At 72.5% G+C, this 20,609-nt stretch carries 17 protein-coding genes; 7 read left to right on the top strand and 10 right to left on the bottom strand.

Annotated elements, in window-relative coordinates; genetic code table 11:
* Positions 1–10: 10 nt before the first annotated feature.
* From QA802_RS22050 to QA802_RS22040, 3 genes are read right to left on the bottom strand one after another with little or no spacing between them, the layout of a single operon-like run.
* Positions 11–694, bottom strand: a complete 684-nt coding sequence (locus tag QA802_RS22050; protein WP_334525433.1) for a response regulator — start codon at positions 692–694, stop codon at positions 11–13.
* A gap of 53 nt (positions 695–747) precedes the next feature.
* On the bottom strand, positions 748–2,574 hold the full coding sequence (gene murJ, locus QA802_RS22045) for a murein biosynthesis integral membrane protein MurJ (RefSeq protein WP_334525430.1): 1,827 nt from the start codon (positions 2,572–2,574) through the stop codon (positions 748–750).
* Entirely contained in the window at positions 2,571–3,767 is a 1,197-nt protein-coding gene (locus QA802_RS22040; RefSeq protein ID WP_334525427.1) for a lipid II:glycine glycyltransferase FemX, read from the bottom strand. Before QA802_RS22040 ends, murJ begins: the two co-directional genes overlap by 4 nt.
* 220 nt (positions 3,768–3,987) lie before the next feature.
* Here QA802_RS22040 and QA802_RS22035 point away from each other — a divergent pair, with 220 nt between their 5' ends.
* Entirely contained in the window at positions 3,988–5,214 is a 1,227-nt protein-coding gene (locus QA802_RS22035; protein ID WP_334525424.1) for a L,D-transpeptidase, read from the top strand.
* Between the two features lie 24 nt (positions 5,215–5,238).
* Here the strand turns inward: QA802_RS22035 and QA802_RS22030 are convergent, their stop codons facing one another.
* Together QA802_RS22030 and QA802_RS22025 are read right to left on the bottom strand one after the other, a co-directional pair.
* Positions 5,239–5,700, bottom strand: coding sequence for a ribosomal maturation YjgA family protein (locus QA802_RS22030; RefSeq protein WP_443042162.1), 462 nt, complete (start codon positions 5,698–5,700; stop codon positions 5,239–5,241).
* A 55-nt stretch (positions 5,701–5,755) separates the two neighbouring features.
* Positions 5,756–6,700 carry a LysR family transcriptional regulator gene (locus tag QA802_RS22025; protein WP_334525421.1) on the bottom strand — a complete coding sequence of 315 codons (945 nt, stop codon included), beginning with the start codon at positions 6,698–6,700 and terminating at the stop codon, positions 5,756–5,758.
* A gap of 141 nt (positions 6,701–6,841) precedes the next feature.
* Between QA802_RS22025 and QA802_RS22020 the strand changes: the two genes are divergently transcribed.
* A complete protein-coding gene (locus QA802_RS22020) occupies positions 6,842–8,332 on the top strand; it encodes an MFS transporter (RefSeq protein ID WP_334525418.1) in 1,491 nt (496 codons plus the stop codon).
* A 42-nt stretch (positions 8,333–8,374) separates the two neighbouring features.
* On the opposite strand, the gene QA802_RS22015 is transcribed toward QA802_RS22020, so the two are convergent.
* Positions 8,375–9,787 carry a phosphatase PAP2 family protein gene (locus tag QA802_RS22015; protein ID WP_334525415.1) on the bottom strand — a complete coding sequence of 471 codons (1,413 nt, stop codon included), beginning with the start codon at positions 9,785–9,787 and terminating at the stop codon, positions 8,375–8,377.
* Between the two features lie 609 nt (positions 9,788–10,396).
* Between QA802_RS22015 and QA802_RS22010 the strand changes: the two genes are divergently transcribed.
* The 3 genes from QA802_RS22010 to QA802_RS22000 all read left to right on the top strand — a co-directional run bounded on the left by QA802_RS22010 (position 10,397) and on the right by QA802_RS22000 (position 12,699).
* Positions 10,397–10,600: a cold-shock protein gene (locus QA802_RS22010; protein ID WP_057577987.1), complete on the top strand. Its 204-nt coding sequence runs from the start codon at positions 10,397–10,399 to the stop codon at positions 10,598–10,600.
* Between the two features lie 178 nt (positions 10,601–10,778).
* Entirely contained in the window at positions 10,779–12,254 is a 1,476-nt protein-coding gene (locus tag QA802_RS22005; protein WP_334525412.1) for a DEAD/DEAH box helicase, read from the top strand.
* A 124-nt stretch (positions 12,255–12,378) separates the two neighbouring features.
* Entirely contained in the window at positions 12,379–12,699 is a 321-nt protein-coding gene (locus tag QA802_RS22000) for a CBS domain-containing protein (protein ID WP_443042161.1), read from the top strand.
* Positions 12,700–12,828: 129 nt separating this feature from the next.
* Here QA802_RS22000 and QA802_RS21995 read toward each other — a convergent pair whose 3' ends face one another.
* Entirely contained in the window at positions 12,829–13,200 is a 372-nt protein-coding gene (locus QA802_RS21995) for a GvpU-like protein (protein WP_334525409.1), read from the bottom strand.
* A 318-nt stretch (positions 13,201–13,518) separates the two neighbouring features.
* On the opposite strand from QA802_RS21995, the gene QA802_RS21990 reads away from it, so the two are divergent.
* Positions 13,519–13,857: a helix-turn-helix domain-containing protein gene (locus QA802_RS21990; protein WP_319165949.1), complete on the top strand. Its 339-nt coding sequence runs from the start codon at positions 13,519–13,521 to the stop codon at positions 13,855–13,857.
* A gap of 481 nt (positions 13,858–14,338) precedes the next feature.
* On the opposite strand, the gene QA802_RS21985 is transcribed toward QA802_RS21990, so the two are convergent.
* Both QA802_RS21985 and QA802_RS21980 read right to left on the bottom strand, forming a co-directional pair.
* A complete protein-coding gene (locus tag QA802_RS21985; RefSeq protein ID WP_334525406.1) occupies positions 14,339–15,610 on the bottom strand; it encodes an NAD(P)/FAD-dependent oxidoreductase in 1,272 nt (423 codons plus the stop codon).
* Positions 15,611–15,832: 222 nt separating this feature from the next.
* Positions 15,833–16,777 carry an RNA polymerase sigma-70 factor gene (locus tag QA802_RS21980; RefSeq protein ID WP_334525403.1) on the bottom strand — a complete coding sequence of 315 codons (945 nt, stop codon included), beginning with the start codon at positions 16,775–16,777 and terminating at the stop codon, positions 15,833–15,835.
* A gap of 336 nt (positions 16,778–17,113) precedes the next feature.
* Here QA802_RS21980 and QA802_RS21975 point away from each other — a divergent pair, with 336 nt between their 5' ends.
* A complete protein-coding gene (locus QA802_RS21975; RefSeq protein WP_334525401.1) occupies positions 17,114–19,594 on the top strand; it encodes a SpoIIE family protein phosphatase in 2,481 nt (826 codons plus the stop codon).
* On the opposite strand, the gene QA802_RS21970 is transcribed toward QA802_RS21975, so the two are convergent.
* A complete protein-coding gene (locus tag QA802_RS21970) occupies positions 19,591–20,472 on the bottom strand; it encodes a polysaccharide deacetylase family protein (RefSeq protein ID WP_334525399.1) in 882 nt (293 codons plus the stop codon). The genes QA802_RS21975 and QA802_RS21970 overlap by 4 nt on opposite strands.
* Positions 20,473–20,609: the final 137 nt, after the last annotated feature.

Raw genomic sequence — 20,609 nt, 5'->3', positions numbered from 1 at the left:
AGGCCGGTGGTCACAGCGGCCCGAAGCGGTACCCGAAGCCCCGCAGGGTCTGGACGTAACGCGGGCTGCCGGCCTCGTCCTCGATCTTGCCGCGCAGCCGTGCCACGCACGCGTCGACCAGCCGGGCGTCGGCGTGGTAGCTGTGCTCCCAGACGTGCTCCAGCAGTTGCTGCCTGCTGAAGACCTGCTCGGGGGCGGCGCTGAGGTGCAGCAGCAGCTTGAGCTCCGAGGGGGCGAGGGCGAGCGGCCGGCCGTTCTTGGCGACGGTCAGTCCGGTCCGGTCGACGGTGAGCGCGCCGTACACCTCGATGGCCGGGCGGCCCGGGCCGCCGTCGTCCAGGCGGCGCAGCACGGCCCGGATCCGGGCCTCGATCACCTCGGTGCGGGCGGGCTTGACGATGTAGTCGTCGGCGCCCGCCTCCAGGCCGATGACGACGTCGAAGTCGTCGCCGCGCGCGGTGAGCATGATGATCGGCAGCTGGCTGCGCTCGCGGACCTGCCGGCAGACCTGCACGCCGTTCATGCCGGGCAGCATCAGGTCCAGCAGCAACAGGTCGGGGCGGAACTCGGCGAGCGCGGCGAGGCCGGCCTCGCCGGTCGCGGCCGCCCGTACCTCGTGGCCGCGGCGGCGCAGACCGAGTTCGACCCCCTCGCGTACGGAGGGGTCGTCCTCGATGAGGAGCACGCGGGGCATCGGCGGTTCTCCCTCGATGGTGGTCGGGTCGTGGTCGGTCCGGTCTGCTCGGGTCAGGTCCGGCGCGGTCGCCTGCGCCGGCGCAGGCGCAGGCCGCGCAGCAGCGTCTCGAGTTCGGCGAGCCGCAGCGGACGGGCGAGCAGGGCGAAGGTGAGGACGACGACGACCGCGCCCGCAGTTGCGGCGGCCAGGGAGCCCGCCGCCGCCGCGCCGAGCGCCGCCAGGTGGCCGAGGGCGGTGGCGGGGACGGCGGCGAGCAGCAGCCGGCCGTGCGCGCCGACGGCGGACGAGCGCAGGGGGTGGGCGACGGCCAGCCGGCGGCTCAGCACGAGGCCGGTCAGCACCCAGCCCGCGCACAGCGCCAGCGAGTACGCGGCCGCCATGCCGGTCACCGCCCAGCGGGCCGGCAGCAGGTGTGCGGCGGCCAGCGACAGTGCCGCGTTGAGGGCGACGATCACGAGGTTGAGCAGGAACGGCGTACGGGTGTCGGAGAGCGTGTAGAAGGTGCGGGACAGCACGTACTGGCCCGACAGGGCGACGAGTCCCGGCGCGAAGGCCATCAGGATGCCCGCCATGGCGACCGTGTCGTCGGCGCTGGTCCTGCCGTACCCGAAGACGAGGGCCATCACCGGCTGGGCCAGCGCGAACAGCGCGCAGGCGGCGGGGACGACGGCCGAGGCGCTGACGCGCAGGGCGTGGGAGACGTCGCGCCGCACGGCGGCGGTGTCCCCGTCGGCGGCGGCCGCGCTCATCCGGGGCATCAGCGCGGTCACCACGGAGACGGTGACGATGCCGTGCGGGACGACCCACAGCACATAGGCGTTGTTGTACGCGCCGTATCCGGGGCCGCCCTCGCTGCCCGCGGTCGTGGCCAGCCGGGTGGTGACCCAGTACGCGGCCTGGTTGGCCAGCACCAGCAGCACCAGCCAGCCGGCCGAGCGCAGCGGGCGGGTCAGTCCGCTGCCGCGCCAGTCGAAGCGGGGCCGCCACCGGAAGCGGGCCGCGCGCAGCGCGGGCACGAGGGCGAGCGCCTGGACGACGATGCCGGCGGTCGTGCCCCAGCCGAGCACGGCGGTCTCGGTCGCGGTGAGCGTGTCACCGCCGCCTAGGGCCAGGGCCAGGTACCCGCCGAAGACGGCCATGACGACGACGTTGTTCAGGACCGGCGCCCACATCATCGCGCCGAACCGGCCCCGTGCGTTGAGGACTTGTCCCAGCAGGGTGAACAGCCCGAGGAAGAAGATCTGGGGCAGGCAGTAGCGGGCGAACGCGGTGGTCATGGCCGCCTGCGGGCCGGTGTAGTCGGTGTACGCGTCGACGATCGCGGGAGCCGCCCACACGGCGACCGCGGTGATCGCCAGCAGGGCGACGACGCAGACGGTGACCAGCCGGTCGGTGTACGCGGCGCCCCCGTCGTCGTGCTCCTTGGCGGCCTTGACCAGTTCGGGCACGAAGACGGCGTTGAGCGCGCCGCCGAGGAGCAGCATGTAGACGATCGTGGGCAGGGCGTTGCCTACGGCGTAACCGTCGGCGGTCGGCCCGATGGTGCCCACCGCCGCCGCGACCACGGCGGAGCGGACGAAGCCGGTGGCGCGGGAGACGACGGACCCGGCGGCCATCACGGCGCTGCTGCGTCCCGCGGAGGCCGTCTTCGTCGCCCCTGTCGCCCCTGTCGTCCCCGTCGCCCCCGTCGTCTTTGTCGCGCCCGTCGTCTTTGTCGCGCCCGTCGCTTCCGTCGCGCCCGTCGCTTCCGTCGCGCCCGTCGCTTCCGTCGCGCCCGTCGCTTCCGTCGCGCCCGTCGCTTCCGTCGCGCCCGTGGTCTCCGTCGCCTTCGCGCTCCCCGCGTCGGTCGCTTCGGCGGGTATCGGCGTCCGCTTCATCGGCGGTTCAGGTACGCCTGGAAGGCGCGGTGGAGCGCATGGTTGGCGCTGCCGGTCATCGGTCTCTCCCATTCCCCCAGGGTCTCGACGACCTGTCCCCCGGTGCCGAGCTTCCAGCGCAGCAGTCCGTACGCACGTTCGTCGGGATCGAGAGTGGAGGGTACCCCGCGCATGTCGTAGACATCGGCGCCGAGAGCGTGGGCGTCCAGCAGCATGCGCCACTGCAGGGCGTTGGAGGGCCGGACCTCGCGGCGGTGGTCGGCGGAGGCGCCGGTCTGGTACCAGGCCCGTCGGCCGACCGTGATCAGCGTGTGGGCGGCCAGGACCTCACCCCGGTGACGGGCGAGGTAGAGCCGCATCCGGCCCGGTTCCTCGGCGTTGAGGGCCGCGTACTGACGCTCGTAGTAGGCGAGCGAGCGGCCCAGCCGGAAGCCGTCGCGCCGCTCGGTGATCCCGAGCAGCCGGTGGAACTCGGGGAGGTCCGCCGCGCTGCCGACCACCACCTCCACGCCCTCCCTTTGGGCCCGGCGCACATTGCGCCGCCACTCCTGGTTGAGCCCGGACCACAGGTCCTGCGGGGTGCGTCCGGCGAGCGGCACCTGGAAGACGTGGCGGGGCTGGGCGTCGCCGTCCTCGCCGGTCCCGTCGTCGCCGCAGCGGCGCCAGCCCCGGGCCCGCAGCCGTTCGGCGACGGCGGCGCCGAGCGGGTCGACCTCGCTGGCGAGGACGTCGCCCAGGCGCCGGCCCGGACCGGTGAGCGGCTTGAGCCGGGCGGCGTCCCAGCGCCGGTAGGCGGGCGACGGGCCGATGCGCACGGCGAACGCGCCCGCGCGGCGCAGGTGTTCGAGGAGCAGGCCGAGCCAGCTGTCGACGTCGGGGTCGTTCCAGTCGGCGACAGGGCCTTCGGGAAGGTACGCGAAGTACTTGCGGGTGCCGGGGAACTGCCGCAGCAGCACCAGAGCGACCCCGGTCAGCGCGCCCGCCTCGGGATCCGGTCCCCAGCCGAGGAGTTGGGCACGCCAGCCCTCCTTGACGTCGGCCCAGGACGGGCACTGGAGGAAGCCGGCGCCGAGGGCCGCGCCGTCGGGGGACGCGAGGAAGGCGCGGTAGGTCCCGGCGGTGACGGGGCGCAACGACACGCCCCGGTCCCGGGCTTGGCACACACGGCTGGGCGGCACGAGCAGCGCTGACACAGTCTGAGCCCTCTCCTTCTCCCCCGGACCTGTCGCGGGGACACAGCAGAGGCTCACAGCGGCCCATGACCGCTCCGCACGGTGAATGTGACGGGACCATGACCGTTCCTCACCAGACGCCATCACATTGCTCCGGCGCCGCTGACCTCGGGTTTTCCAGCTCTACAGTCACGACGTCACCGAGTCACCGACTCCGTTCCCGTGCATCCCGGAGGTCCTGTTGCCCCGCATACGCGTATTCGCCCATGCCCGCGTCCGGGCCGCCGCCGTGGCCGCCGTCGTGGCCGCCCTGCTGACGCCGCTCGCCGCCTGTTCGTCGAACGCCGGCCCGAGCGGCTCCGACGCCAAGGGACCGTCGGGCTCCGCCGACGGCCCCGACCGCCCGGTCACGGTCACCGTCACACCGGCGGGAGGGAAGGCGCCGGCGGGCCGGCCCGTGACGGTCACGGCCTCCGGCGGCCGGCTCACCTCGGTGACCGTCACCGACGCCGAGGGCCACCGGCTCGCCGGCAAGGTCGCCGCCGACGGCCGCTCATGGGTATCCGACCGCAAGGCCGTGCCCGGCGCGGCGTACACGGTGACGGCGGCGACCCGGACCGACGGCGGCGGCACCGCCGGGAGCACGAAGGCCGCCTTCACCACGGCCGCGGCGGACCAGGTCAACAAGGTCGACTGGCGACCGGGCGGCAGTGCAACCGTCGGCGTCGCCCAGCCGATCTCCCTGGTCTTCGACCGTCCCGTCAAGAACCGCGCCGAGGTCGAGAAGCAGCTGAAGATCACCACCTCGAACGGCACCACGGGGTCCTGGGGATGGCTGCGCGACTGGTCGGGCCGGGACAGGGTGGACTGGCGGCCCGAGGCGTACTGGAAGCCCGGCACCAAGGTCACGCTGAACGCCGAGCTGAACGGCACCGACTCGGGCCCGGACGGCGGCTGGTTCGTGCGCGACTACACGACCGGTTTCACCGTCGGCGCCCGGCAGATCGTCAAGGTCGACCTCGACAGCCACCAGCTCACCCTCGAGCGGAACGGCGAGACGGTGCGGCGCATACCGGTCTCCGGCGGCACGCCCGGCGGTGACAAGCGTTCCTGGCGCGGCACCGCCGTGCTCATGGCCAAGGAGGGCACGATCAACATGAACTCCGAGACGGTGGGCCTGGGCAACGCCTACGACAAGATGGTCGACTACTCGATGCGGCTGACCTGGTCGGGCATGTACGCGCACGCCGCGCCGTGGAACGCCCGCTTCTTCGGCTCCGCCAACCACAGTTCGGGGTGCATAGGGATGAGCGACGCGAACGCGGCCTGGCTGTACGGGCAGGTGCGGCCGGGCGACCCGTTCGAGATCACCGGCAAGGACACCAAGGGCGTGGTGGCGCCCGGGAACGGCTTCGGCACATGGAACCTGTCGTGGGCCGAATGGCAGCAGAAGAGCGCCCTGCGCTGAGCAGCGGCCGCCCCGACGGACGGCTCAGCCGGGGCCAGGGCCGGGGCCTCCGCCCGCGCGGCCCGCGCGACCCGCGCGGGCGGCCCGCAGCGCCGTGTGGACGCTCCAGCCCGCGACCGCGCCGACCGCGTACCAGAGCAGGTCCGGGGGATTGAAGGTGGAGCCCAGCACCAGGCGGGCGACGGCGCTGCGCCGGGAGAGGTCCGCCGGCACGGAGCTGAGCTGGAGGAACTCGACGGCCCAACTGACGGCCAGCGCGCCGCCGGCGGCCGTCAGGGGCGTCACCCGTGGCGCGAGGGCGACGACGAGCGTGAGCAGCAGGACGGTGTACAGCGCGTCCCCGCCGTACTTGGCCACGTCCCCTGCCGCCACGGCCCGCAGCCCCAGCCCCGCGCCGACGGTCGCCGCCGCGGCGCAGGCCGCCGCCAGCCGGGTCCGCAGCGGGTCGGCGGCCGCGGTGCCGCGGGTCTCGGATATGCGGGTCACAGGGACTCATCCTGCCGGACGGCCGTGCCACCGCCCCACACCCGGGTCGATGACCTCAGACGCCCGTCCCGCCGCCCGTCCACAGGCTCTCCACGGCCCGTGCGGGGCCGCCCACCGCGCGGACCCGCTCCATGGCCACCTGGACGAACGCCCTCAGCCGCGCCGTCTCGTGGCCGGTGGGCCAGACGAAGGCGTAGTCGATGTCCGGCGCGTCCGAGAACGGCCTGAAGACCAGGCCGGGACGGCTGTAGTAGTGCGCGCCGGCCGCCGCGACCGGCGTCACGCCCTTGCCGGCGAGAACCAGGGAGAGCGCGTCCTCCCAGTGCGTCATGGCCTGCCCGTGCGGGATGGGCCGACCCGACGGCGTCTGCCGCGGGAAGTGGTGGTCCAGCCAGTGCGTCGGCACGTTCCCGGCGACCGTCAGCAGCGTCGCCTCCGCCAGGTCCTCCAAGCTCACCGTCGCCCGCCGCGTGAACGGATGCCCGGACCCCATCAGCAGCACCCTCGGCTGTGACACCAACACCGGACCCAGCGTCAGATCCGGCTCGGCCAGCGGGGGTTCGGTGACCTGGAGCTCGACGTCCCCGGTGCGCAGCGGACCGTACGGGTCCGAGATCTGCACCTGCCGGATCTGCACGTCCACATCCGGGTACCGGCGTCCGAACCCCTCGGCGATGCTGTGCAGCAGATGGCCCGTGAACGCGCCGGAGAAACCGATGCGCAGCGAGCCGGTGATGCCCCGCCCGGCCGCCATGGCCCGGGCGACCGCCTCCTCGACGCCCCGCCACGCCGGCGCGAGATCGTCCCCGAGTTGCTCCCCGATGGGCGTGAGCACGACCTGACGGCTGGTGCGGTCGAACAGCTTGGCGCCGATCCGGCGCTCCAGCCGGGCGATGGTCTGACTGACCCGGCTCTGCGAGACGCCCACCCGCTCGGCGGTCCTCCCGAAGTGCAGTTCCTCCGCGAGAGTCAGGAAAATCTCGATCTCCTGGCGTTCCATGACCGGTTCTCCCGCACCTCCTCACGCCTGCGACCTCGAACGATGAGCCCGGCGAATCGATCGTTGCACAGATCGTCCTTGTTGCGCAGGTCCGCCCATTCGACGCTGGGACAGCCAGCGAGACACCAGGAAGGACCCCTCATGGCCGTCACCGAATCCTCACCGCCCGTCCACGCGACGCGCGAGGCCGCCGCACCGCCCGAACCCGCCGCCGACGGCGCCGTCTTCGGCACACACGAGTGGCTGGCGCTGATCACCCTGTGCTGCGCCACCTTCATGTGCGGCCTGGACTTCTCCATCGTCACCGTCGCCCTGCCCGACATCGGCACCGCCCTCGGCTTCTCCTCCGCGGGCACCCTGGGCTGGGTGGCCACCGCCAGCCTGCTGCCGTCGGCGAGCCTGCTGCCCCTGTTCGCCCGGGTCGCCGACCTGATCGGCCGCAAGCGGCTGTTCACCCTCGGCGTCGCCGTCTTCACCCTGTTCTCCCTCGGCGCCGCCCTCGCGAACAGCCCCGGCATGCTGATCGCCGCCCGCATCGGCCAGGGCACCGCCGCCGCGATGATCGCCCCGTCCGCCATCGCCCTGATGACCGGCTACTTCCAGGAGGGCCCCAAGCGTGCCCGCGCCCTGGGCCTCAACGGCGCCGTCATGTCGCTCGGCTTCGTGTTCGGCGCGCTCGGCGGCGGTGTCATCACCAACGGCTTCAGCTGGCGCTGGACCATGGTCGCGCTGTGCGTGATGGGAGCGCTGGCGCTGGCCGGCGCGCTGGCCCTGCCGGCGATCCACGAGTCCGGCGCCGCCCGCCGGATGGACATCCCCGGCGCGATCCTGGCCACGCTCGGCCTGTTCGGTCTGGTCTACGGCATCTCCACCGGCGGTGACGAGGGCTGGACGCAGCCCGCGGCGCTCGGCCCGATCGTCGGTGGCCTGGTGCTGCTGGTCGCGTTCCTGCTGGTCGAGCGGCGCCACCCGGAGCCGCTGGTGCCGTTGTCCGTGCTGAACCGGCCGTCCGTGAAGTGGTCGGGGCTGTTCGGCGTCATCACCTTCGGCATGTGCGCCGGCACGACCGTGCTGCTGAGCCTGTACATGCAGGACGTGCTGGGCTTCACCGCCCTCCAGGCGGGTCTGAGCTACCTCGGCGAGGGCGCCGCCGCCACGCTCGGCGGTATGTACGTCGCCCGGCTGCTCGGCCGGTTCGGCGGGGTGCGGGTGCTGGCCGCGGGCCTGCTCGTCCAGGGTGCCGGCACGGTGGCGATGTTCGCCCTGCCCCAGGACGTGGACCTGGCCGCCCTGCTCGTCACGTCCTCCGTGATGGGACTCGGCCACGTCTTCAGCGTCGTCTCCTTCATCACCGTGATGACCACCGGAGTCACCGAGGAGGACCAGGGCGTCGTCGGCGGGCTGTCGCAGCTGCCGCAGTACCTGGCCGCGATCGGCGTCTCGGGTCTGAGCGCGATCGCCGCCGCCCGCACCGACGCCCTCTCGTCGGGCGCCGTCCCGTCCCGCGCCGACATCCTGGGCGGCCTGCACGCGGGCATGGTCACCGCCGGTGCCGTCGCCCTCGCCGGCGCCCTGCTCGTCGGCCTCGTACTCCGCAAGCGGACCACGGTCCGACCTGCGAAGCGCCGGTAAGACCGGGAGCGGAGCGCCTCAGGCTTCAGCCCGAGGCGCACGTCACAGCGGTTTCACCGCGGAGGCGTGCTCCTGTGGTTCCGCCTGGCGGGGCAGCACCGGCTTCGGCCGCCACGCCTCGATGGTGCGCAGGTAGGCGTAGATGACGGAGACCATCGCCAGGACGAGGAGCGGTCCGTAGAACCACGGGTGCCGGGCCATCTCCAGCGGCAGGTAGCGGTACGACAGCAGGAGCGCGGCGAAGACCGTCGTCCCGTACGCGACCAGCCGGACGCCCGACCGGTCCCAGCCTCGGTCGTGGGCGCGCAGGGCTCCCTCGATCGTGAGCGTGAACACCACGCCGGCGAGGAGGTCCGCGCCGTAGTGGAAGCCGAACCCCAGCGTCGCGGCGAGCGTGGCGACCAGCCAGAACGCGCCGGCGTACCGCAGCGTCCGCGGGCCCCTGCGGGTGTGGATGAAGATCGCGGTGGCCCAAGCCGTGTGCAGGCTGGGCATGCAGTTGCGCGGGGTGACCCCGTCGAACGGCATCGGGTGCGGGGGGCCGATCGGCGGCGGCGTCGTCGGCCACAGATCGGCCACCGCCCACTGCACGCTGGGGTGCGACTCCTGCCACAGGCTGACCGCGGCCCAGTGCTCGCTGCCGTCGCCGTAGGCGAAGATCGGTCCGACCACCGGGAAGATCATGTAGATGCCCGGGCCGAGGAGACCGATCGCCAGGAACGTGCGCACCAGATGATGGCGCGGAAAGCGGCGCTCGGCCGCCACGTTCCGGAGTTGGTACAGCGCGACGAGGACCGCGGCCACCGGCAGTTGGCCGTAGACGAAGTCCAGGACGTTGAAGCCGATCGCGCCGGTGGCCGTGACGGCCCGTCCCACGAGCCACGACGGGTTGCCCAGCGCGTGATCGGCGATCGCCACGTACTGGTCGAGCACCGTCGGGCGGGTGGTGGAGGTGATGAGCAGCCAGGTGTCCCCGGTCTTGCGGCCGGCCATCAGCAGCAGCGCCAGCCCGGCGCCCTTCAGCAGGAGGGCGCGGTCACGGCCGGTGCGGCGCGTGAGCGCGACGACCACGCAGCCCAGGGTCACCCACAGCGCCCCGTTGCCGAAGGGGTGACCCTCCGTCACCTCGATGCCGGCCGCCCACCGGACCAGCAGGAAGCCGACGTCGATGCCGATCGCGGCGCCGACCGCGATGAACCGTTGCCGCCAGTCCACCACCACCAGCATCAACGCCATGCTGGCGTACAGCAGTCCGCCCGATTTCGGCGGAAATATCACCTCACGCGCCTGACTGGTGATCGGCCCCGGCAGACCGTAGTGACGCGCGACGAACTCCAGCACGACAAAGAGTCCGAGCGCCGCCACACCGGCCGCCGCCCACAGGACGGCCTGCGGCCGGCGCCACGAGGAGGACGCGACGCTGCCCTTTATTCGCGAGAACACCCGTGATGGCATAGATATCAATTGTCTGACCAGTGTGTGAGATGTGGGCTGAACAGGTATTTTCGCGCTGTCCGGCCTGCCCTTCCGGTAGAGGGACGGACAAGCAGGGGCGTTCGTCGCGAGTTCGAACATGTTATCGGAGCAGTGCGCGGGCTTCGCAGGAGTGTGTTCCGGTCGTCATTTCGGGCGGGCCGCGGGCCGCAGACCGCGGAGAACATGGTTGCATCACGGCCGCTCGACACCAGGGCCCGCTCGGCCGCGGGGTGCGCAAGCGGACGATCCACCTCGACAGCGTCCGCGCCGACCGGCCCACGGTCGAGCACCCCGCGCACCGGGCCCGCCCGTGCACCGGGCCCGCCCGTGCACCGGGCCCACAACGTCATGGCCCGGGAGGGCAATATCTGTTTTGGCGAAATGAGAAATGGCCGCAGCGCCCCTGGAATATTTCTGGGGTCGCGAACGGCTCGAAGTTATTCGCCGCACAGGGCCGATCACGACGTGCTACTGTCGTTGTCAGTTGCAGGTGTGGTTGCCAGAAGGTCTTTCCGACGGCTGATCATCACGGCGACACGGAATCCGCACAGGGCGTATTCCTGACACCGTCTCCGAAGGAGAAACACAATGGCTACTGGCACCGTGAAGTGGTTCAACGCTGAAAAGGGCTTCGGCTTCATCGAGCAGGACGGCGGCGGCGCCGACGTCTTCGCCCACTACTCCAACATCTCTGCCCAGGGCTTCCGTGAGCTGCTCGAGGGCCAGAAGGTGTCGTTCGACATCGCCCAGGGCCAGAAGGGCCCGACGGCCGAGAACATCGTCATCGCCTGACACCGGCACAGACGCGTTCTTCGCAGCTGGGGCCCGCACCTGGGGGTGCGGGCCCCAGCTCGTTTTGTTTTCCAGGGCGATTCCGCCCTGTCGTCACCGGCTCGTTCTCGCGATTCTCAGCGCCGTTCACTTTGCTGCGGGAATTCCTTGATACGTGCCCGCATCGAGGAGATCCCGCATGAATCGCGACCGCACGACCCGCACATACGGCCGATCCCGAGGAAGCGCCGCCACCGGCCGTTCCGGTGTTTCGCGCCGCTCCCACGGCTATGGAAACCGGCAGACCGCGTCGGCCGAGTTCGCGCCGCCGAAGACGGTCACGCCCGCGCTGCCGGCCGTCGAGTCGTTCGCCGAACTCGCCCTGCCGGAACCGTTGCTGGCCGCACTCGGCCAGCAAGGCGTGAGCGTGCCGTTCCCGATCCAGGGCGCGACGCTGCCGAACTCGCTGGCCGGCCGGGACGTCCTGGGCCGCGGCCGCACCGGCTCCGGAAAGACCCTCGCCTTCGGCCTCGCCCTGCTCGCCCGCACCGCGGGACAGCGCGCCGAGCCGCGCCAGCCGCTGGCCCTCGTCCTCGTCCCCACCCGGGAACTGGCCCAGCAGGTCACCGACGCCCTCACCCCCTACGCCCGCGCCGTGCGCCTGCGCATCGCCACCGTCGTCGGCGGCATGCCGATCGGCCGGCAGGCGCACGCGCTGCGCGGCGGCGCCGAAGTCGTCGTCGCCACCCCGGGACGCCTCAAGGACCTCATCGACCGAGGTGACTGCCGGCTGGACCAGGTCGCCGTCACCGTCCTCGACGAAGCCGACCAGATGACCGACATGGGCTTCATGCCACAGGTCACCGCCCTGCTCGACCAGGTCGCTCCGGGCGGGCAGCGGATGCTGTTCTCGGCCACCCTGGACCGCAACGTGGACCTGCTGGTGCGCCGCTACCTGACCGACCCCGTCGTCCACTCCGTGGACCCGTCGGCCGGTGCGGTGACCACGATGGATCACCACGTCCTGCACGTCCACGACGCGGACAAGAACCGGACGACGACCGAGATCGCGGCGCGGGACGGCAAAGTGATCATGTTCCTGGACACCAAGCACGCGGTGGACCGGCTGACCGGCCACCTGCTCGGAAACGGGGTCCGCGCGGCCGCCCTGCACGGCGGCAAGTCCCAGTCGCAGCGCAACCGCACCCTGGCCCAGTTCAAGGACGGTCACGTCACGGTCCTGGTCGCCACCAACGTCGCCGCCCGCGGCATCCACGTCGACAACCTCGACCTCGTCGTCAACGTCGACCCGCCCGGCGACCACAAGGACTACCTGCACCGCGGCGGCCGCACCGCCCGCGCCGGCGAGTCCGGCACCGTCGTCACCCTCGTCCTGCCCCACCAGCGCCGCGGCATGACCCGGCTGATGGCCGACGCCGGCATCAACGCGCGCGTCACCCCGGTCCGGTCGGGCGAGGCGGAGCTGAGCCGTATCACCGGAGCCCGGACCCCGTCCGGCGTCCCGGTCGTCATCACCGCGCCGGTGGTGGAACGTCCCCGCCGCTCGTCGTCGCCGTCCCGGGGCCGCCGGGGCCGCCCCGGCCAGGGGCGGCCGGTCGTCGCGGCGGTACGCCGCCGGACGCCGCGGCGGCCCGACCTCGACTCGGCCGCCTGAGACCGGTGCCGGCCGCCGGGGCCCGGGGAGGCAGCGCTCTCCCCGGGCCCCGGCGCGCCCCCGGCACGCCCCGCACCCGACCCACACCCCGCAGCACCCCTCACACCGCACGCAGGAGGCACCTTTGACGCCGGCTCAGACGCAGTACCGCACGGCACGCCCCGCCCCCGCGCCCACCGCCCTGCCCACAGGCCCGCCCACTGCCCTGACCAAGACCATGGCGGACGGCGTCGACGCGCGCCCGCCCCGGGTCAGCGACGACATGACCGTCGAGGTCGCCCTGGCCGTCATGACAGGCGCCCGTGTCGCGTACCTGACCGTGTGCGACGGCGACGACCAGAGCACGGGCATGGTCACCCTGGCCGGGCTCGCCGCCTTCCGCGACAGTTCCGCGTACACGGACCGGATCCGACTGCGGGACGTCGTCCTCGCCCTCTGCCACTGATCCGTCCGGTGCGCGGTTCCGTGACCGTCGGCCGCCGCTCTGCTTCCTCAGGACACGTTCCTCAGGACATGTTCCTCATGACATGTTCCTCATGACATGTTCCTCATGACACGCGGACGGGCCCGCGGCTCACCGGTCGAAGTAGCTGAAGTCGCCCACGGTCCACGCGCCGACGTCCTTGATCGCGACCCGGTACATGCCGCCCGCCTCGGGGATCCCCAGGTTGCCCTGCAGGATGCGGGCCAGATGGAAGTGCAGGTGCGTGGGCGCCTCGCCGACGGTCCTGCCCTGTCGCGGGTCACTGGCGAAGATCTCGGAGAACGGGCCGAGCCGGTCGGAGTCCTTCAGGACCTCCGCCACCCGTTCTCTCCACACGGCCTCCGGCGCCAGCCGGCCGGTGATGACGGCGCCGCCCACGACCACGGTCAGCGACATCTGATTGCTCGGCTCGGACTCCACCGCGGCGGAGATGGCGACGAGCAGCTCATCGGGGTTCGACATGAGAGCACATTTTATGCCGTTGCTGAGACCGGGGTCAGGCCTCCAGCATTCCGGACGTTTCCTCCCGGAGGGTCCGTCTCGTCACCAGAGCGTGAGGGCTTCGGCTTGAGTACGGTCTCTCGCTTCCGTCTGCCGCTGGTGCGGCAGGGTCGCGCGGAGCGCCACGGACGGCTCCCGGCGGCCCCTGGCCGGAGGGGCCGACCGGCGGTAACGGAAGGTCGGCACAGCGGCAAGGCCGACGGATGGTGTTGAATTTCCCTCGGGGCCCTGGTGCCGTACGGCACCAGGGCCCCTCGACGCGTTGCACAGCGAGGTGACATGACAACGGACAACCCTCTCGGTGATCGTCTGGACGACGACGACTACCCCGCATACACGATGGGCCGGGCAGCCGAGATGATCGGAGCCACCCCGGGGTTCCTGCGAGCCCTCGGTGAGGCGCGGCTGATCACCCCGCTGCGCTCGGAGGGCGGACATCGCCGGTACTCCCGCTACCAGCTGCGGATCGCCGCCCGCGCCCGCGAACTCGTCGACCGGGGGACTCCGATCGAGGCCGCCTGCCGCATCGTCATCCTCGAGGACCAGCTCGAGGAGGCGCAGCGCATCAACGCCGAATACCACCGGGCCGCGAACGGGGCGCCCGGCGGTTCCGACTGACCGCTCGGGCACCGGCCGGCGCGGGGTTGTCAGCTGCTCGCTCTGGAGCATGCATAACGTCGTTTCAGCTCGATCGTGCGATGGTCGGCTTCTGGGCTTGCGGCGCGATGGGTCGTTCGGGCTACGGTGACCGTGCGATCTGGGACGCCGGGTACGGCGCCGGTGTGCGGGGCCCCCGGCTCCACCAGCGAGATGACTCGGGGCCTCCCCGTCACCTTTGGCCGTATCCATATGTCCAGGTCGTGCGGGAGCCGGCCTCCCGGGTTCGGACCACGCACCGGATGCGTGTCGCTGCCCCGGGGTCGAGTACGCCGGTAACCAGTGCGCCCAAGACCGTCCGGGGCGTGCGGCTGAGCAGGACCCACCTCTGCTCAGTCCACAGGAAGGGTCGTACGTCCCGGAACCGCGCGACGCCCACACGACGCGGGCGGCACCGCGGGGGCGCCGCCCGGGTGGTGACGGCGCCCGGTCCGGGTGCGCGTCATGCCGACGCCTTGACCCCCGGGCCCGTCGAGCCCACCGGAGCGGTCGGGACGGGTGAGCCGGTCGGGACGGGCGAGCTCACCGGAGCTCCCGTGTTCGCCGCGGCCTCCTGCTCGCGCACGACGCGGCGGCGGCGGGACGGTCCGAGCACCGGGTTGGCGACACCCCAGGCCGCGCCCTTGCAGATCAGTTCCTTGTAGACGGCGGCGAGCCGTCCCGTCAGGGCCGCCCGCACGGCGCGGTCGTCGCCGGTGACGTACTGGATCAGGCCCTCCCTGCGCCCCAGCGAGATGCACTGGTTGAAGTAGCGCAGCGGCGTGTCCGGGAGTTTCCCGCCGGTCAGGCGCGCCGCGATGGCGTCGGCGGCCTGCCACGCCATGGGGACGCCCGAGGCGCACGACATCCGCAGCGGCTTGCCGCCGACGCCGTTCGCGATGGCCGCGTCGCCGACGGCGTACACGTCCGGGTGTGAGACCGAGCGCATGGTGCCGTCGACCACGATCCGGCCGGTGTCGGTGACCTCCAGGGCGGTGGCCTTCGCGATCGGGTGGACGGCGAAGCCGGTCGTCCACACGGTGACCGCGGCCGGTACCGACCCGCGGTCGCCGGTGGTGATCCGGTCGGCCTCGACGCCGGTGACGGCGGTGTGCTCGTGCACGGTGATGCCGAGCCGGCCGAAGACCTTCCGCAGATGCCCGCTGCCCTTGGGCGAGAGCCAGTCGCCGAGGCCGCCGTGTGCGGCGAGGGACACGTCGAGGTCGGGGCGGGCCTCGGCGATCTCGGTCACCGCCTCCACGCCGGTGAGACCGCCGCCGACCACGACCACGGGCTGCCCGGCCGTGAGCTGGGCCAGGCGTTCACGCAGGCGGAGCGCCCCGGGGCGGCCGGCGATCTGGTGGGCGTGCTCGGCGACGCCGGGGACGCCCTGGTCGTTCCAGCCGCTGCCGAGGGCGTACACGAGGGTGTCGTAGGCCAGCTCCTCGGTGCCGTTCGCGTCGACGACGGCCACGGACTTGCGGTCGACGTCGACACCGGTGACCCGCGCGACCTTCAGCTCGACGCCGGTGCCCGCGAACATCTCGTCGAGCGGCCGGGGTGCGAGATCCTGGCCCACCGCGAGCTGGTGCATACGGACACGCTCGACGAAGTCGGTTTCGGCGTTGACGAGGGTGACGGTGACGTCTTCCGGGCGCAGCCGCCGGGCGAGGCGGCCCGCGGCGATGGCTCCGGTGTATCCGGCTCCGAGGACGATGATGCGGTGCTGCTGCATATCTCTGCTCCCTGTCTTGAGCGGCTTCGCCTCCTGAACCGGGCGGCCCGCCGTTTCCTGACAGGTATGGGATGTGAAGCAGCTCACACCGATACCGAGGGAGGCCGGAACGGTCCAGATCGGATCGAAACGACCTCAGAACAGGCCAGAGCGAGGCCGAAGGACGCCCAGAACGGGCTCCCAACAGGCTCAGACCAGGCTCAGGGCGGGCTCAGAGCGGGCTCAGAAGGCGACGATCAAGGGTTCGCCGTGGTCGGCGGTCACCCACTGCTCGGTCGCGCGTTCGAGCTTGTCGGGGTTGACCTGGTTGCGGACCGCGGCGATGCCGTCGTCGTTGACCTCCAGGCACATGACGCCGATGACCCGTCCGTCGACGACCGCCACGACGGCGGGGCCGCCGTTGGCGGTCGCGGCGTACATCTCGATCGACTCGCCGACCAGGGCGCGCTTGGCCTCGCCGGGCTTGAACAGGCCCCGCAGGAACTTCGCGACGGCGAGGGCGCCCTCGAACGCCTTGGCGCGGGCCGGGACCTTTCCGCCGCCGTCCCCGATCGAGACGGCGTCCTGGGTCAGCAGCCGCACGAGCGGTTCGGTGCGGCCGCTGGTCGCGGCCTCCAGGAACTCGTCGATGATCCGCCGGGCGGCGGCCTCGTCGATCTCGGTGCGGGTCCTGCCCTCCGCGACGTGCTTCTTGGCGCGGTGGAAGATCTGTTGGCTGGCGGACTCGGTGAGGTCGAGGATCGCGGCGATCTCCCGGTGCGGGTAGTCGAACGCCTCCCGCAGCACGTACACCGCCCGCTCGTTGGGGGAGAGACGCTCCAGCAGGGCGAGCACCGCGTACGACACCGACTCGCGCTGTTCGGCCGTGTCGGCCGGGCCGAGCATCGGGTCCCCGGCGAGCAGCGGCTCGGGGAGCCACTGGCCCACGTAGGTCTCACGCCGTGCGCGGGCCGAGGTGAGCTGGTTGAGGCACAGGTTGGTGAGCACCTTCGTCAGCCAGGCCTCGGGGACCTCGATGCGCTCGACGTCGGCGGCCTGCCAGCGCAGGTAGGTCTCCTGTACGGCGTCCTCCGCCTCGCTGGCCGAGCCGAGGAGGCGGTAGGCGATGGCCCCCAGACGGGGTCGCGCCGCCTCGAACCGGTCCACTTCGCTCATGGTCAGGGCCATGACCGGGATTCTAGAGCGAACCACCGACGGGGGGGGGCAGCGGACAGCGGCAACCGGCCAACCGACAACCGCCAACCGCCCCGACCGGAACGCCCGACGGATGACAGCCGAAAGGGGGCGAGCGGTGCGGGGCCCTTCGCCTCACTCCTCGCGCCCAAGATCCGCCGAGCCGCCCGCAGAGTCGTCGTACCGCTGCCAGACTGGACGCGACGGACGGGTGCGTCGGAGGTTCGGGCTCCGCACGGATGTTCCCCGGCCGGCGTGCGCGGCCCGCGGCGGCCGGGCGAGAGCGAGGCGGAGCGGCCCATGAACGGTAGAGGCGTCACATCCCGGGGCATGACGCCGGAACGCGTGCCGGAGGACTTCGCGGTCGTCGTCGACGCCCGTGGGGCGATCATGGTGTGGAGCGCGGCAGCCGAGCAGCTGCTGGGGTACGGGGCCGCCGAGGCGGTGGGCCGGCCGGCCGCCGACCTGCTCGCCGCGGGGCTGCCCGAGTCGGCGCGGCGGCATGTCACCGCCGGCCGCCGGGCGACCGGCGAGGTGGCGTTGCGGCACCGCAGCGGCGACCGGGTCGTGCTGCGGCTGCAGGCGACGCCGATGGCGGACGCCGGCCCCGGGCGGCTCTGGCTGGTGACCGGCGCGCGACCGATGGGCGAACCCGAACGGGCCGAGCCGGCCACGGCCGCCCTGTGGGACCTCACCCTCGCGCAGCTCCCCGTCCCGGTGGCGGTCTACGACCGTGACGCGCGGCTGGTGTCGGCCAACGCGACGATGGCCCACGTGATGGGCCTGACCGTCGAGGAGATGCGGGGCCGGACCCTGTGGGAGATCGAGCCCACGGAGCCGTTCGACGAGTACGACCGGCTGCAGCGGCAGGTTCTGCGCACCGGCGAGACCGTGTTCCACGAGGCGCACGGCAGGGCGCCCGGCGAGACCCGGGAACGCGCCTGGTCGATGTTCATCTCACCCCTGAAGGACGAGGCCGGCCGGGTGCTCGGCGTCTCGGCGGCCGTCTTCGACACCACCGAACAGCACTGGGCGCGCCGTCGCCTCGCGGTCCTCAACGACGCCGGCCTGCGCATCGGCAGCGCCCTGGACGTGACCCGCACGGTGGAGGAACTGGCCGACGTGGCCGTCGAGGGGTTCGCCGACTTCGTCACGGTGGATCTGCTGGAGTCCGTCGTCCTCGGCGACGAGCCGGAACCGGTGCGCACGGACCAGCCCGTCGTCGTACGCCGCGCGGCGCAGCGGTCGGTGCTCGAGGGCTGCCCGGAGTCGGTGGCGGCCCCGGGCGACGCCGTGCGCTATCCGGTCATGACACCGCCGATGCGCACGCTGATCGCCGGCCGGGGCGCCCGGCACACGGCCGGCGAGCCGGGGATCCAGGAGTGGATCAGGTCCTCCCAGGCCCGCGCCGAAACCGTCTCGAAGTACATGATCCACTCGCTGATGCTGGTCCCGCTGCGCGCCCGCGGAGTCACCCTCGGCCTGGTGCACTTCCTGCGGCACCGCACCGGGGACACCTTCAGCGAGGACGACCTGCTGCTCGCCGAGGAGATCGTCGCGCGGGCGGCGGTGAGCGTCGACAACGCCCGCCGCTACACCAGGGAACGCCGCACGGCGCTGGCGCTCCAGCGCAGCCTGCTGCCCGTGCGGCCGCGTGAGCTGACGGCGTTGGAGGTGGCCTACCGCTATCTGCCCGCCGGGTCCGGCGTCGACGTGGGCGGCGACTGGTTCGACGTCATCCCGCTGTCCGGCGCCCGGGTCGCGCTGGTCGTGGGCGACGTGGTGGGCCACGGCATCCACGCGTCGGCCACGATGGGCCGGCTGCGGACCGCCGTACGGACCCTCGCGGACGTAGACCTCGCCCCCGACGAACTGCTCACCCAGCTCGACGACCTCGTCCTCAGGCTCGACCGGGAGGAGGGCCCGGAGGCCCGCGGGCGCGCGCAGGACGCGTCCGGGGAGGTCGGGGCGACCTGCGTGTACGCCGTGTACGACCCGGTGTCCCGGCGGTGCACCATGGCCCGCGCCGGGCATCCGCCGCCCGCCCTGGTCACCCCCGACGGCGGCGTGCGGTTCCTGGACCTGCCGGCCGGGCCGCCGCTCGGGCTCGGCGGGCTGCCGTTCGAGTCCGTCGAGGTGGAGCTGGCCGAGGGCAGCCTGCTCGCCCTCTACACCGACGGCCTGGTCGAGGCCGCCGACCGCGACATCGACGCCGGTCTCGCCCTGCTGCACCGGGCGTTGAGCGGCCCGGCCGCGGCGCTGGCGCCGTTGGAGGAGACCTGCGACGACGTGCTGCGCACGGTGCTGAGCGACCGTCCCGGCGACGACATCGTGCTGATGCTGGCGCGCACCGCCGCGCTGGACGCCGACAAGGTGCGCACCTGGCAGGTGGCTCGCGATCCCGCGGCGGTGGCCGGGGCGCGCAAGCTGGCGGGCGAACAGCTGGCCGCGTGGGGACTGACGGAGGCCGCGTTCGCCACCGAGCTGATCGTCAGCGAACTCGTCACGAACGCCGTGCGGTACGGCGGCGACCCCATCGTGCTGCGGCTCATCCGCGACACGTCGCTCATCTGCGAGGTCTCCGACGGCAGCGGCACCGCCCCGCACCTGCGGCGGGCCCGGGTCTTCGACGAGGGCGGGCGCGGGCTGCTCCTCGTCGCCCAGATCGCGGAGCGCTGGGGCACCCGCCAGACGTCCACCGGCAAGACCATCTGGGCGGAACAGTCCCTTCCGGCCGGGACGGAGGAGCCGGCGCCGCCCGGGGAGCCGTCCCAGGAGTCGTCCCGGAGGCAGTCCCGAAGGCAGTCCTAGAGGTAGTCCTCCAGGCGGGCGACGGTGAAGCCCTGTTCCCGGATGTGGCGCAGCATGTTCGCCGTCATCTCGGTCATCGTCGTGCCCTTGAGCTCGGACGGTCCGCGGAAGTGGGCCAGGATGATGTCGCCCGGGTGGAGTTTCTTGTCGCCGCGCTGGTACTGCATGTTCGTGATCTGCATGGACTCGCGCCACAGGACGATCGCCTCGAGGCCGCAGGACGCCGCCGCGGCCCGGGTGTCCTCGTTCCAGTTGCCGTAGGGCGGGCGCAGCAGCCTGGGCGTGGTGCCGTACTCGGCCTTGAGCTTGGTCTGCTGGCCGCAGATCTCCCGCTTCTGGGCGCTCGCGCCCAGGGTGCGCAGGTTCGGGTGGGTCAGGGTGTGGTTCTGGACGCCGTCGCCGAGGTGCTGGAGCGGCTTGAAGTAGCCGTAGTCGGCGCGGATGGCGGCGTCCGTCAGGAACATCGTGAAGGGGATCTTCAGTTCCCGCATCATCGTCACGAACTTCGGGTCCTTCTCGGCACCGTCGTCGAACGTGAGGAAGACGATCTTCTCCTTGGTCGGTATCTCGCTGATCACCGGCACCCCGCCGCCCTCCGCCGGCTGAGGGGACGGCTTGGTCGCGGGCGGCGCGGGCGGCGCGGCGAGCGGTTCGAGCCCCCACTTGCGGTAGGCGGCGGCGGTGGCCGCCTTCGTGTCCGGCGCCGTGCCCGCCCGCGCGCCCGCCTCACCCCGGCCGGCCCCCTTGGCCGACGCGGAGGCGCCGGGGGTGGCGGAGGAGGACGAGGAGTCCGCGTGGGACCGGGTCGTGCAGCCCGTCGCCAGGCCCGTCGCGAGAAGGAGGCAGGCCAGCGCCGCTCCCCTGATCCGCCTGTCCACCGCGCGCCCACCCCATGTCGTTCCGTGCGTTCACCTGTTCGCGTACTTCGTCCTTCTTGACGACGAACACATGTCCGGGGTTCCGTCGCGGACCCGGATGTCACACACCTCACCTGCCTGAGCGCCCGGGCGGCAGG

Source organism: Streptomyces sp. B21-105 (genome assembly GCF_036898465.1).
Lineage (GTDB): Bacteria > Actinomycetota > Actinomycetes > Streptomycetales > Streptomycetaceae > Streptomyces.
The sequence above is the reverse complement of the archived record's forward strand: the minus strand, read 5'-3'. Positions and strand labels throughout refer to the sequence as shown.

What these genes read in the sequence shown, in the direction of transcription:
- QA802_RS22050 (WP_334525433.1), bottom strand. Translation starts at nt 694, where the DNA reads ATGCCCCGCGTGCTCCTCATCGAGGACGACCCCTCCGTACGCGAGGGG.
- murJ (WP_334525430.1), bottom strand. Translation starts at nt 2,574, where the DNA reads ATGAAGCGGACGCCGATACCCGCCGAAGCGACCGACGCGGGGAGCGCG.
- QA802_RS22025 (WP_334525421.1), bottom strand. Translation starts at nt 6,700, where the DNA reads ATGGAACGCCAGGAGATCGAGATTTTCCTGACTCTCGCGGAGGAACTG.
- QA802_RS22020 (WP_334525418.1), top strand. Translation starts at nt 6,842, where the DNA reads ATGGCCGTCACCGAATCCTCACCGCCCGTCCACGCGACGCGCGAGGCC.
- QA802_RS22015 (WP_334525415.1), bottom strand. Translation starts at nt 9,787, where the DNA reads ATGCCATCACGGGTGTTCTCGCGAATAAAGGGCAGCGTCGCGTCCTCC.
- QA802_RS22010 (WP_057577987.1), top strand. Translation starts at nt 10,397, where the DNA reads ATGGCTACTGGCACCGTGAAGTGGTTCAACGCTGAAAAGGGCTTCGGC.
- QA802_RS22005 (WP_334525412.1), top strand. Translation starts at nt 10,779, where the DNA reads ATGAATCGCGACCGCACGACCCGCACATACGGCCGATCCCGAGGAAGC.
- QA802_RS21995 (WP_334525409.1), bottom strand. Translation starts at nt 13,200, where the DNA reads ATGTCGAACCCCGATGAGCTGCTCGTCGCCATCTCCGCCGCGGTGGAG.
- QA802_RS21990 (WP_319165949.1), top strand. Translation starts at nt 13,519, where the DNA reads ATGACAACGGACAACCCTCTCGGTGATCGTCTGGACGACGACGACTAC.
- QA802_RS21985 (WP_334525406.1), bottom strand. Translation starts at nt 15,610, where the DNA reads ATGCAGCAGCACCGCATCATCGTCCTCGGAGCCGGATACACCGGAGCC.
- QA802_RS21980 (WP_334525403.1), bottom strand. Translation starts at nt 16,777, where the DNA reads ATGGCCCTGACCATGAGCGAAGTGGACCGGTTCGAGGCGGCGCGACCC.
- QA802_RS21975 (WP_334525401.1), top strand. Translation starts at nt 17,114, where the DNA reads ATGACGCCGGAACGCGTGCCGGAGGACTTCGCGGTCGTCGTCGACGCC.